The organism is Bacillus sp. 7884-1, assembly GCF_002272245.1.
Lineage (GTDB): Bacteria > Bacillota > Bacilli > Bacillales > Cytobacillaceae > Neobacillus.
In genome coordinates this window covers 1-21,738 of the sequence record NZ_NPDD01000213.1, presented here as the reverse complement: position 1 = coordinate 21,738, position 21,738 = coordinate 1, and the positions used below count along the sequence as shown (strand labels likewise).

At 37.5% G+C, this 21,738-nt stretch carries 13 protein-coding genes; 2 read left to right on the top strand and 11 right to left on the bottom strand.

Annotated features, from left to right (window positions below; all coding sequences use genetic code 11):
- Nucleotides 1-68: 68 nt before the first annotated feature.
- A complete protein-coding gene (locus CHI06_RS23355; protein WP_095250968.1) occupies nt 69-2,294 on the bottom strand; it encodes a helix-turn-helix transcriptional regulator in 2,226 nt (741 codons plus the stop codon).
- A 339-nt stretch (nt 2,295-2,633) separates the two neighbouring features.
- Here CHI06_RS23355 and CHI06_RS23350 point away from each other — a divergent pair, with 339 nt between their 5' ends.
- Nucleotides 2,634-3,317: a rhamnogalacturonan acetylesterase gene (locus CHI06_RS23350; protein WP_095250967.1), complete on the top strand. Its 684-nt coding sequence runs from the start codon at nt 2,634-2,636 to the stop codon at nt 3,315-3,317.
- Nucleotides 3,318-3,360: 43 nt separating this feature from the next.
- Nucleotides 3,361-5,124, top strand: a complete 1,764-nt coding sequence (locus CHI06_RS23345) for an ABC transporter ATP-binding protein (protein WP_095250966.1) — start codon at nt 3,361-3,363, stop codon at nt 5,122-5,124.
- Nucleotides 5,125-5,278: 154 nt separating this feature from the next.
- Here the strand turns inward: CHI06_RS23345 and CHI06_RS23340 are convergent, their stop codons facing one another.
- The 10 genes from CHI06_RS23340 to CHI06_RS23295 form a co-directional block, all read right to left on the bottom strand.
- A complete protein-coding gene (locus CHI06_RS23340) occupies nt 5,279-6,772 on the bottom strand; it encodes a UxaA family hydrolase (RefSeq protein ID WP_095250965.1) in 1,494 nt (497 codons plus the stop codon).
- Between the two features lie 15 nt (nt 6,773-6,787).
- The gene (locus CHI06_RS23335) at nt 6,788-8,251 is read right to left on the bottom strand and encodes a tagaturonate reductase (protein WP_095250964.1); all 1,464 of its coding nucleotides are present in this window, start codon (nt 8,249-8,251) and stop codon (nt 6,788-6,790) included.
- A gap of 62 nt (nt 8,252-8,313) precedes the next feature.
- Entirely contained in the window at nt 8,314-9,312 is a 999-nt protein-coding gene (locus CHI06_RS23330) for a LacI family DNA-binding transcriptional regulator (protein ID WP_095250963.1), read from the bottom strand.
- Nucleotides 9,313-9,388: 76 nt separating this feature from the next.
- The gene (uxaC, locus tag CHI06_RS23325; RefSeq protein WP_095250962.1) at nt 9,389-10,825 is read right to left on the bottom strand and encodes a glucuronate isomerase; all 1,437 of its coding nucleotides are present in this window, start codon (nt 10,823-10,825) and stop codon (nt 9,389-9,391) included.
- 192 nt (nt 10,826-11,017) lie between these two features.
- A complete protein-coding gene (locus CHI06_RS23320) occupies nt 11,018-11,509 on the bottom strand; it encodes a DUF6803 family protein (RefSeq protein WP_095250961.1) in 492 nt (163 codons plus the stop codon).
- A 169-nt stretch (nt 11,510-11,678) separates the two neighbouring features.
- Nucleotides 11,679-13,424, bottom strand: coding sequence for an alkaline phosphatase D family protein (locus CHI06_RS23315; protein WP_095250960.1), 1,746 nt, complete (start codon nt 13,422-13,424; stop codon nt 11,679-11,681).
- A 379-nt stretch (nt 13,425-13,803) separates the two neighbouring features.
- Complete coding sequence (locus tag CHI06_RS23310) at nt 13,804-18,273, bottom strand: hypothetical protein (RefSeq protein ID WP_095250959.1); 4,470 nt, start codon at nt 18,271-18,273, stop codon at nt 13,804-13,806.
- On the bottom strand, nt 18,251-18,997 hold the full coding sequence (locus CHI06_RS23305) for a DUF6063 family protein (protein ID WP_095250958.1): 747 nt from the start codon (nt 18,995-18,997) through the stop codon (nt 18,251-18,253). Before CHI06_RS23305 ends, CHI06_RS23310 begins: the two co-directional genes overlap by 23 nt.
- On the bottom strand, nt 18,994-20,508 hold the full coding sequence (locus CHI06_RS23300; protein ID WP_257009426.1) for a hypothetical protein: 1,515 nt from the start codon (nt 20,506-20,508) through the stop codon (nt 18,994-18,996). The genes CHI06_RS23305 and CHI06_RS23300 overlap by 4 nt, the downstream gene beginning before the upstream one ends.
- The gene (locus CHI06_RS23295) at nt 20,499-21,572 is read right to left on the bottom strand and encodes a Wadjet anti-phage system protein JetD domain-containing protein (RefSeq protein ID WP_095250956.1); all 1,074 of its coding nucleotides are present in this window, start codon (nt 21,570-21,572) and stop codon (nt 20,499-20,501) included. The genes CHI06_RS23300 and CHI06_RS23295 overlap by 10 nt, the downstream gene beginning before the upstream one ends.
- Nucleotides 21,573-21,738 lie beyond the last annotated feature (166 nt).

Below are 21,738 nucleotides of genomic sequence, written 5' to 3'. Positions count from 1 at the left end.
GTGCCAAATCAACTTAAAGAATTGCACACACTTTTTACAGTCAGGCTAATTGTGTTGCAATCTTTTTTCTAATGCATATATTCTTTACGATAATCTCCTGGGGTCATTCCTAATTTCTTCTTGAAGAATCGAATAAAGTTTTGAGAATTCCGATATTGCAAGCGTTCAGCAATTTCTTTAATGGCTAAATCGGTATCCTTTAACAAGGATTGTGCCATTTGTAGACGATAATTCATTAGATAGTCTACAAAATTCTCTCCATATTCTTTCTTAAATACATTGCTTAAATAGTTTGGATTGTAATGCAATCGATCTGCAATAATATCCAGGGAAATTTCTTTATCATATTCCATTTGTACAATGTATACGATTTTTTCAGATAAGGATTTAAATCCTCTTTCTGTTTTATCGTGAGTACTAATAATGACGGGTTTAATTAAATCGTTAATTAACATTTCCTTAATTTTCTCTGGATAATAGGCATTCATGGCAGCTTGATACAATTTCTTTATATTTTCAAAGATTTTTGATTCAGCACCCAATAGTTGTCCTAATTGCACGAGCTCGTTTATTACTCGAATTAATGTAACTCCTAAGCTAATGGGATTTTTATTTAAACGAAAGATCTCTTCAACAAGCAAATCGACCATGTTCATGACGTCTTCCTCATGACCAGAACGAATCGAATTCAATAACTCATTAAGTAATTCAACAGGGAATTTTGAAATGGACGCATCATTTAACATTGAAGAGATATCATTATAGAAAATAATCGACTCTGGTCCAACATTTACTCGGTAATGAAGCGATTCTTTTGCTAAATCTACCGCTCTTTTACTATCGATTAACGATTCATAGATTGGGCTAATACCAACACTAATGATGATATTCAGCGATTTTTTCACCGCTGCTTGGATTTCTTCATAGTACTTCATGATCCGACGCTCAGGTTCTTGGTCGCTTTTATCTAAGATAAAGATCGTTGCTTGCATTTCATCATTTAAAACGATCGGATTAAGACGTTCATCCTTAGGAACAATTTCTCCTACTATATTATTAATAGCCAATAATAAAAGATTTTTATCTCCAACCTGTTGATGATCAAAGTTGTCAATTTGAATCAATCCTGTATAAAACACCTTATCCTCTTCAAAATGGTAGCCAAATTGCTCTAAACGATTCATCACATCATTTTCAGAGATTCGTTTCCTAAATAAGCTTAAAACAAATAAGGTCTCCAATTGAGGTTTTTGAATAGACAGACTGGCTGTTAACAGCTCATTTTGTCCAACTATTTTATCGATAGATTCAGCCAAAAAGGAAAGTTCATTTTGTTTTTTATGTACTCCCTGAATGTCCAATTTTTCCTGTATCTTCCTTATCGGTCGTGTGAATGATAATGCCAGCAAATATGAAATAATACCCACCAAAAAAATTAATAGGGCTGAGACAATAAAAAGGCCTACTCTTGTATTTTGAATAATGCTGCCAATCTCATTTTCATCTATTTCTACTAAATAAAGCCAACGATTATAATCAGACTGCATATAGACATATTTCTTTCCCTCTTCTGTTTCTAATACATTGGCATTTTGCCCACTTTCCTTAGAGACTGAACTAAAATCCTGAAAACTACCTTTTTTTACTTCCCTATCCTTCATCATACTAGAATAGAGTAATTGATTTTTTTTATTATAAATTTCTACTATATTATTTTGGTCACCTATAATCTGATCAATACTTCTCCTAGGAATATACGATATTCCTAAAGCGAACTTTTCCCTCTTATACATCGGTAAAGTCATAACCATTTCAATTCCAGATTTTATTGGTTTCCAAAAAAGACTATTGGTATCATTGTTAATATATGTATTTTTGTATTCAGTAACTTCTTCCGTTGTTAGCATTTTCAAAGAACCGTTAATGATTCCCCAGTTCTGTTCCAAGCTTACTAAACTATGATTACTGCCTTCTATCCCCATCATTTCTATGTAACTCATCTCTTTTTTGATATCCCGGTAAATATCAAAATCTTTTCCTGTCAAAGGATTCTTAAAGATTTCTTCAAAATTGGAAGTCGCGCTGTAACCAGTATATCCATACTCGATGGTTCTTACTTTTTGTTCAACATTGTAAAGAATTTGTTTTGTATAATTTTTCTTATCCTTCAAGAAGCTTTCCTCAACGGAATGATACGTGGAATTATAGATAAATATGCTGAACCCCACAACAAGTCCTATTCCCAATAAGAAAAACGGGATAAATAGTTTGTAAAATACTCTTGCTTTTTTCAAAAAATCACCCCTTCGGTGAACTGTTATTCACTATATCTCAAAAAATGCAATTTTCAAAAATTTGATAACGCTTACGTTATAATAAACTACATTACCATATTTACAAGACTATGTAACCTAGCGTTTTATCTTTGTAAGTTATATGCATTGACACTAAAACCAGTAAATTGTAAAATGTTAACGTTAACATTTATTCGCACAATTTAATCATATCCTCATTTCAGAAACAAATATTAAGGTAAATGGGCTCTACTTTTGTTTTAACATAAAAATGTTAACGTGTACATATTCTTTTATCAAGTATTAATAAGAAAATTTAAAAAACGGGAGCAATTACGGATGGAAAATCAAATAACCATTTATATAGCAGGAGATTCTACGGCTGCTATCAAACTACCAGAAAAACGTCCAGAAACAGGCTGGGGGGAAGCATTTCAATCGTACTTTAAAGAGAATGTAAAGATTGAAAATCGTGCCATTAACGGCCGAAGCACAAAATCATTTATAAACGAGGGTCATTTAGCTGCTATTGAGAAAAGCATTCAACCTGGAGATTACCTCATCATCCAATTTGGTCACAATGATCAAAAACTAGAAGATCCTGAACGCGGAACGCACCCTTATGGAGATTACCAAGATAATCTCTTTCAATTCATTCAGGCGGCTTATCAAAAAAATGCCTATCCACTATTATTAACTTCAGTCACTCGCCGAAAATTTGAAGATGACAGTATTGATATCATGTCAGTTGGAGATTTTCCTCAAGCCATGATTCAATTTGCTGAAAAATACCAAGTTCCTGTTTTAGACATACATAAGATCACAAATGAGTTTATGGGGAAAATCGGTAATGAGGAATCAAAGAAATACTATTTGCATGTAGCTCCTGGCCAATCCGAAAACTATCCTGAAGGAATTACGGACAACACCCACTTCAATGAAGAGGGAGCGAAAGCAGTGGCTCAATTGATTATCAAGGCAATTAAACAAAGTGAATTACCTCTAAAAAACCTACTAAAATAGCGAAACACAGTCTTTTTTCAACCTTTAAAGGGAGTTGAAAACAATGGAAGAGTCATTTGTACAGCAAATCTATAACAAAAATCAGAAAAATTCCTTTAAGGTACTAGTAGGATTATATAAAGGAAACTACTTAAGAATATTTTATTCAGCAGTTTTCTTTATCATCAAGCATATCCCCGCTTGGGTAATGCCGATCGCAATTGCGAATGTGATCAATGCCGCTACTATCCAGAAAGGTGGTGGTATTCAAACCATATATCTTAATGCGATCATTATGTTTATATTAGTACTGCAAAACATTGTAACAAATTATTATCACACTAAACTGCATAGTTATGCGATTCGCAGCGTGGAATCGGGTTTGCGTGCCTCGCTTATTAAAAAGCTGCAAGAACTTTCAATTCCCTATCAAAAGGAGATGCAGTCTGGAAGGCTTCAATCTAAAATTATGCGAGACGTTGAAGCTGTCCAGACCCTTTCCTCACAAGTGTTTGTCAGTAGTTTAAATATTATTGTCAATCTATTAGTGGCCTTAGCCATTACGTTATATAACAGTCCTACTGTATTTCTATTTTTCATCTTAACTGTACCGATATCAGCTCTTATCATTGTTGTCTTCCGTAAAAAAATCAAAACCTCAAATTCTGAATTTCGTCAAGAAATGGAAGAAACCTCTGCGCGTGTTATTGAAATGATAGAATTAGTACCCATTGCACGTGCACATGCGTTAGAGAATCAAGAGGTACGCCGCTTAAATCACCGATTCCAACAAATATTAACAAAAGGGTTTCATTTAGACATCATTCAATCTATATTTGGTTCTGTTAGTTGGGCTAGTTTTCAACTTTTTCAAATTATTTGTTTAGTTTTCACTGGTATTTTGGCATTACGTGGTTCCATTACTCCAGGAGAAGTGGTGATGTATCAAACTTACTTTACAACAGTAGTAAATTCTGTTTCTAGTATAATAACATTAATACCCACTATCGCTAAGGGATTAGAATCAGTAAACTCAATTGGCGAAATATTAACGGCTGGTGAAGTAGAAAATCATGAAAATAAACCAAAAATTAAACAAGTAGATGGAAATTTTTCCTTACAACAGATTTGTTATCGGTATCCTAAAAGCGATCAAACGATTCTCCAAGATATTAACTTAGAGGTTAAACAAGGAGAAACGGTCGCTTTTGTCGGAGAATCTGGTTCGGGTAAATCAACCATCTTAAATTTACTCATTGGATTTATTCAACCTACTGAGGGAAAAATCCTTTTAGACGGGCATGATATGTCCTCCATTGATTTAAGATCTTTTCGACAGCATTTAGCAGTAGTCCCACAATCAACTATTCTATTCTCTGGAACCATTCTTCAAAATATAACGTATGGTATGCCATCTGTTACAGAAGAAGAGCTAGAAAGAGTCCTCCTTGCTGCAAACCTCTGGGATGTAATTCAGAAGCTTCCTGAAGGGTTGAACACGAGGATTGGTGAACATGGGGATAAGCTTTCAGGCGGTCAAAGGCAACGGGTATCGATTGCAAGAGCCTTAATTCGGAACCCAAAGGTCATTATTTTAGATGAAGCCACGTCTGCATTAGATAGCCATTCCGAGAAAAGAATTCAGGAAGCTTTGAATATTTTATGTCACGGCCGGACTACATTTATCGTAGCCCATCGTCTTTCGACGATTCGTAATGCAGATAAAATAGCAGTGATTGAAAATGGACGCTGTGTAGAATTTGGTACCTACGATGAACTAATGTCTAATAGAGGTAAATTTTATGAATTGAAGCAATTACAAATTTAGTAGCCTAGCAAAGGGATTAATAAGTCAAAATTGGATGCTAAGGAAATCCAGCCTGGCATCTTTTTTTCCTGTTGATTTGCGCTTAATAAACCAAAAAAACCCTTTTGAAAGACTGTATGATTGTCTACTCAAAAGGGATTTATTAAGTCTCTGACTATAAGGTAACTCCACTCTTAAAAATTGAAATCTCTCTAAAGTCATTTTTTTCATTATTAACAAATTCGCCGCTGGCAACTTTAATAATATAATCCACAAAATCATTCAACACTTGTTCTTGTAGTACTCCATCCTCCAACAGTGTTCCTGCATTAAAGTCAATCCAGTGTGGTTTTGTTTCATAGATTTGTGTGTTAGTTGAAACCTTCATCGTTGGAACAAATGTTCCGAACGGGGTCCCCCGACCTGTCGTAAACAAAACCATCTGACAGCCGGTGGCCGCAAGCGCCGTGGAAGCAATAAGGTCATTACCTGGGGCACTTAAGAGATTTAACCCTTTTGTTTTAAGTGTATCGCTATATTTTAAGACATCGACAATGATGCTCGTTCCCGCTTTCTGTGTGCATCCAAGGGACTTGTCTTCTAATGTCGTAATGCCTCCAGATTTGTTCCCTGGGGAAGGGTTTTCATAAACAGGTTGATTATGACGCAAAAAATATTCCTTAAAGTCATTAATTAGATCCACAATCTTTTCAAAAACCTTTTCATCTGCAGCACGTTCCATTAATATCGTTTCGGCTCCAAACATTTCCGGGACTTCAGTGAGGACGGTTGTTCCTCCTTGTGCAATTAAATAATCAGAGAATCTACCAAGAAGTGGATTGGCGGTAATGCCGGAAAATCCATCGGATCCACCGCACTTTAAGCCAATTTTCAATTCTGAAAGAGAAACGGACTCCCTTTTGTCATTTTTGGCATTTTCATAGATTTCCATTACCAGTTTAAAACCTTCCTCGATTTCATCGGTAACATTTTGGGAAATCAGAAATTTCACTCTCTCCTCATCCACTTCACCCAACGCTTTTTTAAACTCTGGCAGCTCATTATTCTCACAGCCAAGACCTAATACAAGAACACCGCCAGCATTGGGATGTTTTACTGTATTGATTAGTATTTGTTTTGTGTTTTCATGGTCATCTCCTAGCTGCGAACATCCATAGTTATGCTTTAAGACAAGGACATTGTCAAACGGGCTAATGTCTCCAACATGACGCTCAAACCGCTTGATAATTTTCTCGGCAATTCCGTTCACACAGCCTACAGTAGGCACAATCCATAATTCATTCCGAATTCCGACATTCCCATCTTCCCGACGGTATCCCTGGAATGTACGATTTTCATTTTTAAATAGATTCTGAGATTCTTTAAACACGTATTGGTATTCCTGTGTTCCAGATAAATTCGTTTTTGTGTTATGGGTATGAACATGTTCACCAGGTGCAATCAGACCCAGTGCATGGCCGATTGGATAACCGTATTTAATAATATCCTCATTTTCATAAATATCTTTTACCGCTATTTTATGGCCACGGCTGATGTCTCCTTTTATTTGTATATTCTTGCCATTAAGATAAATGGTTTCACTTTTCTTAAAGTTTCTTAGTGCTAGAATAATATTATCGTTTTCAGTAATTTGAAGAAAATCCTTCATTATAGCGGCCTCCTACTAAATAGATGTTTCAAACAATTCTTTAAGAGCTTCCTTAACTCCCATTTCATAGATAGTAAGGAGGTTTGTACAGACGGTACTATCTAGATTTGGAATCGAGGTCAAATCCATCCCCCATAACCTTTTCTCTGCGAGGATCACGTTCACGAGTTCTTTCATAGTAAGCTCATGTTGCTCAAATTTTTCCCAGTGAGTTTTAAAGAATTGCACATTTACCGGATCATCCTGAAGTTCTATTACGTCATTTCCTCTTTTTCCTCGATAAAAATAAAGCATACTGCTTAATGAAAAAACCATTCGTTTAGGCAGGCTGTTATTTTTTTCAACATAATCCAATAAGGCTGGCAGGTTTCTTGTTTGAAATTTAGAAATTGAGTTTAGTGCGATGTTCATTAAATAATGCTTGATATATGGATTAGCAAAACGGCTAATCACATCATCTGCAAAGCTGCTTAGCTCTGTTTTCGGACCCTCTAATGTTGGGACTATTTCCTCTACAATCATTTCTCTTATAAATCGGCCGATTTCTTCATTATTTACACTTTCTTCCACCGTACTTAAACCGGATAAGTAAGCAACCGGAGTCATCGCTGTATGTGCACCATTTAAAATCCTGACTTTCCGTATCCTGAAGGGAGTTAAATCATCGACAATCAGTGTGTTTAGCCCTGTTCCCTCAACTTTAAGCTCATTTTTTATCCATTCAGGTCCCTCAATGACCCAAAGGTGATACTGCTCCCCTACCACCATCAATTCATCCTCATATCCAAGTTGTTCAATTTTTTCTTTATAGGAATCGGTTGGAAATCCCGGTACTATACGGTCTACAAGGCTTGAACAGAAGGTATTAGCGTTCTCTACCCATTCAATAAATTCATCCCCAAGGTTCCAGAGGCTTGCATATTGCAATACGATTTCCCTCAGTTTTTCCCCGTTTCTTTCAATTAGTTCACAGGGAATGATAATGCAGCCGCGATTTTCATCACCTGCAAACGCTATAAAACGGTGATAGAGGAACGCAGTTAGCTTTCCTGGAAAACTTTTTTGCGGTCGATCCTGCAACTGGTCTGTTGTGTCAAACACAATTCCTGCTTCTGTCGTATTAGAAACGATTAATCGGAGATCTTCTGTCCCTGCAAGCTTGATATATTCCGGATAATCCGTAAATAGATTAATACCCCTGCTGATTGACTCGATTACCTGATGTTGATTTACCAATTGACCTTCTTTTATGCCCTGTAAGTAAAGGGTAAACAGTCCATCCTGAATATTTAGCCTTTCAATCTTGTTATTTCCTCGCGGCTGAACTACCACTACACTTCCATTGAAATCTGTCTTCTCATTAAGAACTTGTATTTGCCAGTCAATAAACCCTCTTAAAAAATTTCCTTCCCCAAACTGAAGCACCTTCTCGGGATAGGAGGTATATTCCTGATAAATTTTATTATTTAGTCTTTGCACCAATATTTACCCCTTTCTAAAATGCACACGTTAACATTTTTGTTCATAAAGAAAGGTAAAAACTAACCTCTCTTCTTAACAGAATCTCTTATGATTAATTCTGTATTGGCAAAAACCTTTTCGTTTCTTTCTACTTGTCCTGCTACAAGTGAAAGGAGTTTCTCCGCACCAAGTATACTGACTTTTTCAACCGGCCGTTTTACCGTTGTTAGCTTTGGTGTTGTATATTGGGCGAAACCAATATCATCAAATCCGACAATAGAAATGTCATTTGGGATATTCAACCCACTAGCAAACACGGCATTCATTGCACCAATGGCCATGTCGTCATTGGAACAAAAAACGGCTGTCGGAGGCTTTTTCAAGGACAGTAATTTTTCCATTCCTTGATAACCGCTTTCCATATCATAATTTCCGCTCACGGAATAATCCGGTTGAATTGAAATGTCATTATCAATCAGCGCAGTAAGATAACCGTTCTTACGCATTTGCGTAGATTTAAAATTTGGAATTCCTTCAATGACTGCGATGTCTGTATGACCGCAATCTATTAAATACTGCACAGCTTGTCTTGAACCCTCTGTATCGTTAGAAAGAATGTTGATAATGTAATCCTCTTCAATTTCTCTGTTAAGCACGACGAGGGGAATTTTCTTTTGGAGTACATGATAGATAAAAGAATGATCGTGTACACTTTGGCTCATTAAAATAATCCCATCAAATCTTTGTGAATTAATACTCGAATAATCCTGATAATCATCAATACCACGGATAAACAAGTTATATTCCTGGCTAATGACACTGTTTACACCTTTTATTGTATCTGCAAGAAAGCTTGCAGATGTACCATTGCTAATGCTTGTTAAAAATAATCCAATCGTATGCGACTTTTGCATGACCAGGCTTTTAGCATTGTAATTAGGGGTATAATTTAGCTGGGAGGCAATTTCAAGGATTTTCCTTCTTGTTGGCTCTTTAATAAGAGGGCTGTTATTTAGTGCCCTTGATACGGTTGTATGAGATACATTGGCCAATTTTGCAATATCTTTTATGGTAACCATTGTTTTGACCTACCTTTTGCATTAACTATTTTCATTCATTATACCTTATCAGCCCTGCCCCGCCAGCTTTCATCTATTAATTATTAGAAATATGTTCGACTATGGCTGCTTCCTGAAAATCAAAATAATTTTTGGCATTGTTATAGGATATTCCCTGAACAATATTTCCGAGTAACTCCAAATCATTTGGAACCTCACCGTTTTCAACCCATTCTCCAATTAAATTACAAACCAGTCTCCGGAAATATTCATGTCTTGTATAAGAAAGAAAACTCCTTGAGTCGGTCAGCATTCCGATGAAACGGCTGAAAAGACCTACAGAAGATAATGCCTTCATCTGCTCGAGCATGCCTTCCTTTGTATCGTTGAACCACCATGCTGTACCGAATTGAATTTTCCCTGGAGTCCTGCCGTCTTGGAAGCTATTAATGATACTTGCTATTACCACATTATCGCCTGGATTCAAGGAATAAATAATGGTTTTCGGAAGCTTGTTTTCCTGCTCTAACGAGTCCAGTATTTTTACTAACGGCTTTGCAATCTGGTCGTCGTTAATGGAATCATAACCGGTGTCAGGACCAAGAATCTTAAACATCCTATTATTATTGTTACGGTGAGCATTGATATGGAACTGCATCGCCCAGTCCAGCTCTGCATAAAGCTTGCCAAGATAGATTAACGTGAACGTTTTGAACTTCTTTTCTGCATCAATAGAAATACCGCTGCCGGAAATTCTTTTAGCAAAAATTTTAGCCACTTCTTCAAAGCTCGTTTCTTCATATACCATAGAATCTAATGCATGATCCGATACTAGGCCGCCTGCAGTATGAAAAAAATGAACGCGTGATTCAAGTGCAGCAAGGTAATCTTCATAATTGGTAATGTCAATTTCAGCAACTTCTCCAAGCTTAGCCACCCAATCTATGAAGCCTTCTCGATTTATTTCTAATCCTTTATCAGGTCTGAAACCTGGTACAACACTAACCGGAAAGTCATTTTCTTCTTTTAACTTTAGATGGTATTCAAGGCTATCGATCGGGTCATCTGTTGTACAAACAACTTTGACTTTTGAATTTTCAATAAAATCCCTGACACGAAACCCTTCCTCGTTTAATTTAGCATTTACTTTTTCCCAAATATGTGGGGCACTTTGTTCATTCAAGATATCATAAATTCCAAAGAAACGTTGTAATTCTAGATGGGTCCAGTTATACAAAGGGTTCCCAATGGTCATCGGAACGGTTTTCGCCCAAGCAAGAAATTTTTCATAATCACTTGCTCCACCAGTGATATATCTTTCTTCAATTCCATTTGCCCTCATGGCTCTCCATTTGTAATGGTCACCATACAACCAGACTTCGGTAATATTTTTAAATTTCTTATTTTCATAGATTTCTTTCGGGCTTAAATGGCAATGGTAATCAATAATTGGCATGTCTTTTGCGTAATCGTGGAATAAAGAGATAGCGGTTTTATTTTTCAGTAAAAAGTTTTCATCCATAAATTTTTCCATTTTGCACCATCCTAATGTAAAATGTTAACGTTAACAAAATTCTATATTTTCAGTCTAACAAATCTAAAAAACATTGTAAATAATTATTGTTAACGTTAACATTTAAATCATGCACACTAACGAGATTTCATTCACAAATAAAAATCCCACCTTACACTTATACAGGTGAGATTTTCGTTAATAACCTAGGATCTACATATCGTGACCCATACTTGGCATGTCAGAAACGATCGTTGGATCAACCATTCCAGCAATCATGGCAATGTGTGCAAAGATTAGAAACATACCAACAAAGATGGCATGGACTTTTAATTTTTCTTCTTGTGATTTGTTTTTATAAATAATATTTAAATCTAGAAGTGCCATGCCCAGTAATGGGATAATTCCTAGCAAGTAAAATCCTACAGCAACTACATCAATCCACCCATGCCATTCTCCTTTGGATGTAATAGGAATAACAGCATTAAATAGTAAGTAAATAAAAATACCAGTGAAATATAACCCTACAAAAATCGATGTAACTTTGTTAACCAACCTTAATTTTCCAGTTAGATTTCTAGTAAACAAAATTGCTAATTCCGTAACAGCAATGGTTTCAGCGCAGATAACCGGAATGGCCATAAAAATAATCAGATTCCATGGTTGATTATCTGCTAGTAAGCCCATATAATGTGTCATGTTCATGTGGTTATATCCTCCTATAATCGTCTTTGTTTTGATACAGATAGATTGTAGGTATAAGATATAAAGATAAGATGAAGAATCTATGACAAAAGAATGACATATACCCAGCTTAAATATACAAAAAAAGAGTGCTAGGTAATCTCCCCAGAACTCTTCTACTCTATCGAAATTAATTCGTAATAGCTTCGCGTTTTCGCTTTTTCTCCATTTGCTTTTCGTGCGCCCGAGCGTGGGCACGGTGGCGGTCTTCTTCCACTTCAGCAGACATTTGTATACCCAAAGGTACTGTTGTAGCCGCTATTTCTTTGAGCCCGTTCTGGTCTTTCTCAAAAACAAATGATGCTCTTGTTGAAATATCTGCTCCTTGCTCAGTCACAAATGGAACGACACGGTAATCTGCACGCCATTGTTCTGGAGTGACCTGGCAACGAACGTAACCGCGGTAATTATTAAAGAATTTGATGTGCGGGTTATCCGCCAAAGATTTGGCCGTGTCTGCACGCCAATCTGACCCGTTTCCTCCTGAAGTAATCGATGTTCCAACAAACTCTGCCCCAAAAATCGGAGCCTCAGGATTGTTGAAATCATTCGTAAGGTTAGAAGCCCAGCTTGCATGCACATCTCCAGTAAGAACGATAACATTGTTGATGTTACTGCCAGCAACAAAATCAGTGATCCGCTGACGCGCAGCCGGATATCCATCCCATGAATCCATACTGAATTTTGGTGCTGTGATGCTTCCAGATTTGCGCTGCGCAAAGAAAATCTGTTGGGCAAGGACGTTCCAATGAGATTTTGAGTTTCCTAAATTGCCAATGAGCCATTGTTCTTGTTCTGTTCCAAGAAGAGTGCGCTTTGGATCCAAGGATTCCGGCGTATGAGCTTTCGATCCATCACCATTCGCCTGGTCATCTCGGTACTGACGTGTATCAAGAACATAGAAGTTCGCCAAATCGCCATATGTAAAATCCCGGTATAATTGCATGCCACCATCGTGAGGCAATGACGACCTGCGGAGAGGCATATGCTCGTAATAAGCCTGGTACGCAGCAGCACGACGCTTGATAAACGCCTCAACAGACTGGCCTTTTTCTGGAATGACATTTGCGTAATTGTTTTCCACTTCATGATCATCCCAAGTAACAACCCACGGGAATGCAGCGTGTGCTGCCCTAAGGTGTTCATCAGAACGATATTGGGCATGACGAGTACGGTAATCTTCAATTGTGATAATTTCATCACCTTTGTGGGCACGGACATTGCCCGTTGGTGAAAGATACTCGTTCGTACCGTATTCATATATGTAATCGCCAAGGTGGAATACCAGATCCAAATCCTCTTTCGCTAAATGCTTGTACGCAGTAAAATAGCCGTGTTCATACTGCTGACAGGAAGCGAATGCGAACGTCATGCTTGCTACGCTGGCACCTGCTGCCGGTAAGGTTTTTGTTTTTCCAACAGGACTTAGTTCATTTCCGGTCTTGAAACGGTAAAAATAAACACTATTCGCCTTCAGGCCGCTCACTTCTACATGGACTGAATGTGCGAGATTAGGGGAAGCATGTTCAGTTCCTTTTTTGATTACGTTTCGAAAGTTTTCGTCTGTGGAAAGCTCCCAATTAATGGGGACGATATGAGCTGGCATTCCTCCACCATTTAATGGATCCGGAGCCAACCTTGTCCATAATACAACACTGTCAGACAGCGGATCGCCGGAAGCAACACCAAGAGTAAAAGGATATTCGCTGAACTTCGGAGCCGCATCCACTTTAAACCCTCCCAATGATTGAGCAATGGTTAATCCAAGAGATAACCCAGCGATTTTGCCGGCTCCATGAAGAAAGCTGCGGCGGTCTAAATTCTTTTTAAAATTTTGTTCGTTAAACTTCCTAATCATTTCATCCAAATTAGTCATGATCTTTCCCCTCTCAGATTACATATTTCTACCACGACTTTGATTTTAACTAGGATTTATTAAAAGATTATGAAGATTGTAAATAGAAAAATAGTATGGGGTTTGATAGATGGTCCATTTATAATAGGCCTTTTAATTTAGTCAGGGTTAAATTACAACAAAAATTCGGATTTTCTTGCAATCAACGGCAAATTTTATCGACTTTAACTAGCCTTTTTCTCCTGAATTTCTTAATATTATTTTCATAAAAAACTTACAAACTATATTTTTAATAAAAAGTGCACGTACTTCCTTGGCCATCTTAGGTGCCTCTTAGACAAAAAAATCCCACTTTCCATACAGAAAGTGAGATTTTACGTTTAATTCTATTATCAATATGTTACCTAACCTGAGTGACTTCCTCTCCCTGGTAGATACGAAATGCTGGAACAATCGTGTCGGAAACTATTTCTTTTCCTTTTTCTCGAATGAAGTCTAATTTATAATAGGATTCAAATCTTTGGCTGATTTCCGTTTTCACCAGTTCGGGCGGAGTAACGACGATGAATTGAAATTTCAGTTTCTCAGCAACGGCAAATATCGGGTCAAGGACATGAGATGAGGCAGCTTGTCCGAACGGATTATCACAGACTAAAGGAACCCAACTTTGATCCGTTTCGCTTTTAACGGATAATAACATCATCATCATCACCATTCGAGCTGATAACTTTTGTCCGCCACTGCCATCCGATTTCGTTTTAGAACCTTGATTAATCGTCTGCCAAGTTGAATAATGCTCTCTTTGTGGTTTTCCGTACATAAAGGCATTATCTGTTCGCATGTTATAGACGAGCAGTTCAGGATAACGATTTCTTAGTGAAACAAATAAAATTTGTTCATCACTTATGAGTTGTTTTATTTCCTCGTCTAAGGCTCGATTATGATCATCAATCAAGTCAAATTGTTTGGTAATTTTATTAATCGCAGCTACGAAATGCTGCTTCAGAAGCGGTTCGATATCTTCAGGCTTTTTAGGTAAAATATCTTCTTTGAGCTGGACGAGCGGAAAGGATCCTCGTTCATTCTTCAACTTCATTTTCGCAACCATCGAGCGGATTGCCTCTGAAATGCTCATCACTTTCATGCTGGCACGGCTAGCCCAGAAGTTTTGCGCCTTTTCTGCTCTTTCTTTGTCGCGTTCTAATTGTTCCAATCCGCTTTGTGAAAAACGCTTCATATTTTTTACAATGGTTTGGATATGCGTATAGTGTCTAGTATCCATATGGTCAAGTGTTGTTAATACTTCATTTTTAAAGCGAATCTCCCAATCCTTGCCTTCAATCGTCAGCTTTAAATTTCGTAATGATTGATCGATTTTCGCATGCTTCTCTTGGCCTTCTTCTTGTATCGCTTGATGTTCTTCACACCAGGATAAGATACATGCTTTTCCTTGACTCTTAATTTTTTCTACATCCTCATTCGTAAATACTCCCGCTTCTTCCTTTAAGATGACGGATAGTGTTAATAAATCTCCTTCATAACCAGTAATATTATATTCTGTTTCTTTTTTGCGTTTCTCAGCCTGCTTTACTTCCTCTTTCGTCAACTTTGTTTGGTCTTTAATTTCTACTTCTTTTACCACTAAGTCAAGTTCTGCCCATTCTTCAGGCTGTTTTTCATGCTTCTCGACTTTCTTTCCGGACTTTTCACGTTGTTCTGCTGCATGCTTCAAGGACGTTTCGGCTACGGTTACAGCCGTTCCTTGATCCCGTTCATCTTTTTCCGCTGTCTTTGCTTCCTTCTGTGCAGTTTGCAGCATGTTTTCTAAGATACTGATTGGTTCAGATGGTTCTGGAGCATCCTTCCAATCCTCGTTATGAGTAGTGAGTTTCTTCTCTAATTTCTTTTGCTGCTTCTGTTCGGTTTCTTTTCTTGCTTGTAGAACGAGTAATTCTCTAGCCTGTTCTTCCTTTGATTTTTGCAGCTGCTTTAGCTCTTCGATACTTCCGTTTATCTCTTGTAGTAAATGAAGCGATAAATGAGGAACCTCTTCGCTTTGGTCCGCTTTTTGATCAGGAGGAAAAACGGCTTCTTCAATAAAGAAGGAAATCTCCTTGATATTTTGTTCAGTTGTAAGCTTCCATTCTACATACGTTTGATTCCACTGGTTTTGCAGATCAACGATAGATTGATGTTCTTTTCCTATTTCTTGTTGCTGAATAGTCAAGGCTTCCTTTTGTTTTTCTTTCTCAAGTTTGACTCGTTTATTTTCTTGGTGAAGAGTTTTTTCTTGATCAAAAGCCTCTAGAGTTTCTACAGCTTTTATCAGCTTTTCTATCTTTCCTTTTGTCTTTTCCAACTGTTCTTTTATCCCAAGCTGTAATTCTTTTTCTTTATCAACTTGTGTTTTGATTTCCTGTAATTTCGTTTTCTTCGTAAGAAGAGCGTTCTGTTCCTTGTTCCAAGCTTTTTCGATATCACTAGAAAGCTCACCCGATAAAAACCGATCGATTTCTTTTAATATTCGACGTAACGAAGTTTCTGTTTTTTCAATTTCAAGGAGAGCATCTTTCTTTTCTTCTATTTGTTTAGCAATCTTTATTTTCCAGTCCGTGAATTGGTTTTTATTCGATAATAGCTCTTTCTCCGTTCCGTTAATGATCACAAAAGATGGTTGGGGATGTTCGCTATTCATTTCCTCGCGCAAGAAAATCGGAACAGGACTTTTAAACATCCTGCCTGAAAGTACCTGATGATTTATTTTTTGCCATTGCTGCCCACTTACGACCAAACCGTATGGAAGAAGTGGATTTGACATCAGGCAGCTCCCCATTTCCTCTGTCCCTAAGGATTGAAGAAATTGAGTTCCGTAAAACACATCAATCCCAGTCTTTTCATCAATCCATTCCTTTAATTCTTTCACGTCCTTATTTGCAACCCAAAAAGGCTCATCGTTTAAGGAATGGTCGAGTTGTGTTTCCCAGAGCTCTTTCTTCATTTGTTCAGCTTGTTGACGGTTTATGTTCAATGTTTCTTCTATTTGTAAGCTATACTTTGATAAAAGAGAAGGAGTAAACGGTGTAGTAACGTCATCCAATATACCAAGAAGCCTATCTAATAGTTTTGCTTCTTTTTGTTTTTGCACTTCATTCGCTGCGTTTAATTCTTCACATTTTTCTTCTGAAAACTGAATCGATTGGACGAGCGTACCATGTGAAGCCGCAAGCTGATTTTGCACTTCACTAGATTGTTTATCTTTTTCTTGCAACTCTACTACTCTAGCTTTTTTATCTTCAATTTGTTTAAGAAGACTCTCGTTTAAGCCCTTAAAGTCATAGCTTAAGCGGTCGCCAAATGTCTGGATGAGTGCTGCTTCCTTAGACTCAAAGTTATGCATTTGCGAATAAAGGAAATCAATTTCAGTACTCAGCTGGGCAATGTCTTTTGTCTTTTGTTTATCTTGCTGCGCGAACTCTGTTGCTTTTTTCTTAAGATACTTTTGATAGCCCAAGTACTGTTTAACACCATCTTGGATGGATTGATAAGATTGCTCCCACTCTTTTCTAGCTTCTACTTTGATTTCATCCATTTTATGATTCACTTGCTCTAGGCCGCTATTTTGTTCCAATGTCGCAATCTGCTGTGACAGAGAGGTGATACTTTGTTCGTTTTCACTCCATTCTTTTAATAAAGCTTGAAAGACCAATTGTTCTTTTCGTTCCTGCTTCACTTTAACAATCTCTTGTAAAGAAGTATGTTTAGCTCTTTCCTCCACTAATTTCTTTTCCCAATCCATGACCTCTCGGTGAGCTTTTGCAAACTCTAAATTATCTTTTTGAAAGCGAAGTTCTGCTTGCCTTATGATTAATTTTTCCATGTCTTTCTCGATAGCTAGCAAACTTTCCTCTTCCGATTGCTTCAAATGCTGCAGCGCACCAAGGAGTTGTCTTCCTGTCTGTGTACTTGCATGAATGATTTCTTTATGTTCTACTCCATTAGCTAAGTGCTCTTCAAATGGAACAATATTTTCTAAAAACTCTTTATGGGCTTGCTCTCTTTTTAAAAGAACAGGCAGGTCCTTAGCGATACTTGCCTGACTCTTGAAAATCTCCACCAGATCGTTCTTTTGATGTTCGGTTCGATGTAAGACTTGACTCACTGTAGGAATGATTCGTTTTTGGAACAGGGAATGGTCATCCTCAGCTCCCTCGAAATATTTCCCAACGCCGCCTTCATCCTTGTTAATATCCTTCATAATATCCCAGTCTTTACGGTTAATTCCGTATGTATCAAGGATGCGATAGTGCTTCTTCGTATCGCGGTAAACGTCATATCCATTCCATTTTAAATAGTCTTTCAGGGTGTCAGGTTCAGCAACCTCATCATTTTCATAAAGTGGAATATGCTCAAGTGCAGCCTCTTCTTTACGCTCAAATTCTCGTGTATAAAAGGTAATATTGGGGAGAATCTTTGCTTCCTGTTCCAAGGTTTTATTTTCATTTCCACTTTCTTCACTCATTGAAATCCGCTGTTCAGCTGAGAACATACCACCCGTTATTAGGTGGTGGCGGTCTGCACCGTCCAATTCCCATTGAATGAGAACATGAAAGGTATAGGGAATAAATTGCTCTTTATTATTAAAAAAGAACTGCTGATAATATCGATTGTTCTGCTTTCCCCATGAGGTTCCAGGTTTAAGTATTTGGAAAATCGTTTGAAGGAACACACCTTTCCCACCGCCATTCATCATCGCAATGAGCCCGTTGGTCGATGTCTCATCATTATGAAAATTAAATGTGGTATCTTTGTATTGCTTTTGCATGCCATCATACTTCAGGTTGACAATTCTAATTCGATGGATTTTCGGCATGCTCATCCTCCTCCGCAGTCATTAACTTTTTAATTAGTTCATAACGATCATAATCGTGATACAAATATTCAATTCGCTCAAAAAGCTCACTCTTAGGAATCACCTTTGCTATATCGTCCCGATCAAGAATGACGATCAGCCCCTCTGTCTCTAATAAGCGCATAGCCCCAGCAATTAAACCGATGCGGGTTCGCCGATTTCCTTTTTTAATCCCAAAATCGTCACTATCGACCTCCATGTATTTCCATGTGGTCACAACTTCCTTCATATCAATCCGTTCTTCATCCCCGAAGGTCGGTTGAGTTTTGAGAATGTTCTCCCATTTACTGATTAGATCATTGACTTGCCGCTCTAATGCGTAGTAGCTAATCCCATCTCGCTTCGTGCGGATTTTCGCAGCCTGATTGCGATCGATTGCTGCTAAAAAAGACATGATGACAATGCTAATAAGATGAAAGTGTTTCTTCGTTTCCACTTGCCTATGCTTATCTTTCAAATGGGTAAAATTCGTTGCAAAGACGGAGCCGGTTGGCTGAACAACTAAATGGATGCGTTTAGGTGCCTCAATGATATATGTACCGGATTCGTCCGCTAATAAAAGAACCGTCTGCCTCACTTCCGGATCAAAGTATGTCTGGAAGTGTTCACTATTTTCGTCGATTACCTTATCTTTTAATAGAGTAAAATAGACAGCGGATGCCTTTTTAATACTTTCTGCATTCATCGTTCTCCCTCCTGTACATAGATTTTAAATGGGGTAATTTTCATTTGATACCATAGGAAAGGCTCCGCTCGATGGTCAAACTTGGTAAAGATTTTTGAGCCTTCAAACACTTGAAATTGCGGGTATTCTTTCATTAGTTTAGAAAGAAGAATTTCCCTCTCATCGCTTAAGGTTTCTTCCTTCCGATGCAGCACTTGAACCTTCAGCGGCTTTTTATCGAACATCATCCACAAATCAATCGTTTCAGATTCTTCAAACCATAAATCCTGCACCTCTAAGGGCAGCTCTTTTAAATCCTTTAATGAAAATTCTCCGTTTGTTTGTAAAAATTGAAATACATAGCTCCATGCCTTAATAACTGAATCCCAGTTGGTCACTCGCAAATGTGAAATGCTTTCTTCTCCCTCTTCTTCGACTAACGTCTCGGTTATCTGTTTCTCGTCGAATTCTTGTTCACCCCAGATCCAATCGAGTGGCAAAATAAATTCATTCTTCGGTGAAAATAACGGAGAAAGAACTCTTTCTATTTCCGCAAACCTTTGAAATCCTTCCTTCATAAACAAATTTTCATAAAAATGTTCACGAAATGAAACCAGGCTGGTTTCCCAAAATAATGAAGGGTTTTCCGCTTTTAATTTCATCTCATAGGAAATATTTTGAATAACTAGCTTCGCAAAACGATCATGCAATTGCCTTGTATGGCCAATTTTTTCTTGGAGCAGAATTAATTCTTTCTGAATAGAATCATCTTCTTCATTCCTGCGTTTCGTTTTATCAATCATACTAGTAATCGTACGGAAGTGATTTTTTTCTTCTTCAAATTGCTTTTCAATTTCAACACGATTGTCTGCCCTTTGCCATTCTTCTTCAATCAATAAGATTTTGGGATTGTTGATCATTTCCTTTTGAAAAGAGAATTCGTTCGCCATTAAGCGATTTACACGTGAAATGAGGTGATCGAGGTTTCGGGTAGCTTTTCGAAAATTACCGTTCTTAATCAGCTGCATACTATAAAGTTGTTCAATCGTGATGGAGAATTCCTCAGCCATTTCCCTGCTCATAAAAATCATTTCCTGAGAGACATCAGTGAGTTTATAAACAATCGATCCGCCCATCTCTAAATTCGTATATAATTCATCCATCGTGACATAGCGAAAGACCTGAGTCTCCCAAGATTGTCTGATTTCATCGTAATATAAGGCCTCAAATGGTTTGCTGTACTCTTCCTTTCCCTGATACAACAGCCCGCTTGTAATCCGTTCAATTTGCTTATCATCAGCGAGAAGCTTCATTTGTTTAATAGAGTCTTCAACCATGTATTTGATATCTGATTTACGCCTGAGGTCATCATCATTTAATTCTCGATAAAAGATGGTTAGGAGCACCTGCATCAAAATGGTTTGGATATGAGGTTTCAGCTCACCTACTTCCATTCCTCTCCCGAGCTCAAACAGTGGATTTAATCGTTGCATCCTCTGGGCGAAGCCTTCCCATGATTCGTTCACTGCCATCGCCTCCATGTTTCAAATGTTAAGACTTCTTGCGGGATTCGTTTATTTTCCTGCCATAATTGTTGTAATAGTGCTTGCTCTTCTTCCGTAAACCATTGAAAGAATGCATCACGGTATTTAATGTTTTGTGTTTGACCTTGTTTTTGGTCATTTCTTTTATCTATGCACTCTAGCATTTTACGATAGATTTTTAATGCGGGCTGAATACAGCAATCCGGGTATTTTTCTATTAGTCTACTAATGATCCCATATCCCGCTGCATCAAGATCTCCTGCGTAATAGAAAAGATAGTTGTTCGGTGGAAACATTCGGAAGAAAAAAGAAAAGCTTCGTTCAATTTTCGTTCCTTCACCATAGATTATCAGTTCAGGTTCATAGTCAAGTTGATTTTCTTCCAGTAACTTAATGGAAGTATGAAAGAATGATAGGTTCTCAACAATCAATACCCGCTGAATATCTTTTATCTCTTTCCCCTGTTTCATCCAAAATACAAACGGCTCCCCATAGTTCACCATTTTAAGCTGCTCTTCTGAAACTCCAATTCTAGCTAAAAATCCCTTACTATCAGGAAAGCTATCACCATCGAGTAAGAATTTTTCATGACCAAAGAGCTCTAGACTTCTTTCCTCGACTGACACGATTTCACGTTCCTGGCTAGTTTGCAGAAATGTATATAGATTCTGAATGCGATCCCATTCGTCTATTGTCTGCCATTCGGGATGCCGTTCATAATAGGAAAAATCAAAATGATCACCTAATTTCATCATCTCAAGACGATCCCATTTGTTTTCCTGAACTTTATTATTAACCCAGTAATACAAGGCAAGTGCTGGGGTTCTACTATTATATTGATTATTTTTAATAGGGGTTAGTTGTTCCTCAGCTTCCAAGGCTTGAATGGCATGATAAAACAACGAATAACCGTCCATTTCAAAATAATCCTCCATAAGCTTACGCAACTGAAGTTCCAAATCGTTAATATTTATCTTCTTTTTTTGTTTAGGGTGTTGGATATCCTCAATAAAACCTCTCACCCGTGTTTCAATGATGTCGATCGTACTCACCTACTTAAATCTTTCTAATTTCATAGAGATCTATTCCTATTGACCAATTTGGACATCCTTTTATTATAAACTAGATGTGTGATTGTTGGTAAATGAAATTTTCTTAGTATAACAAAACCAAGGGAAAACCAAGGGGACGGTTCTTCTGGCCTTATTGGGCCAGGAG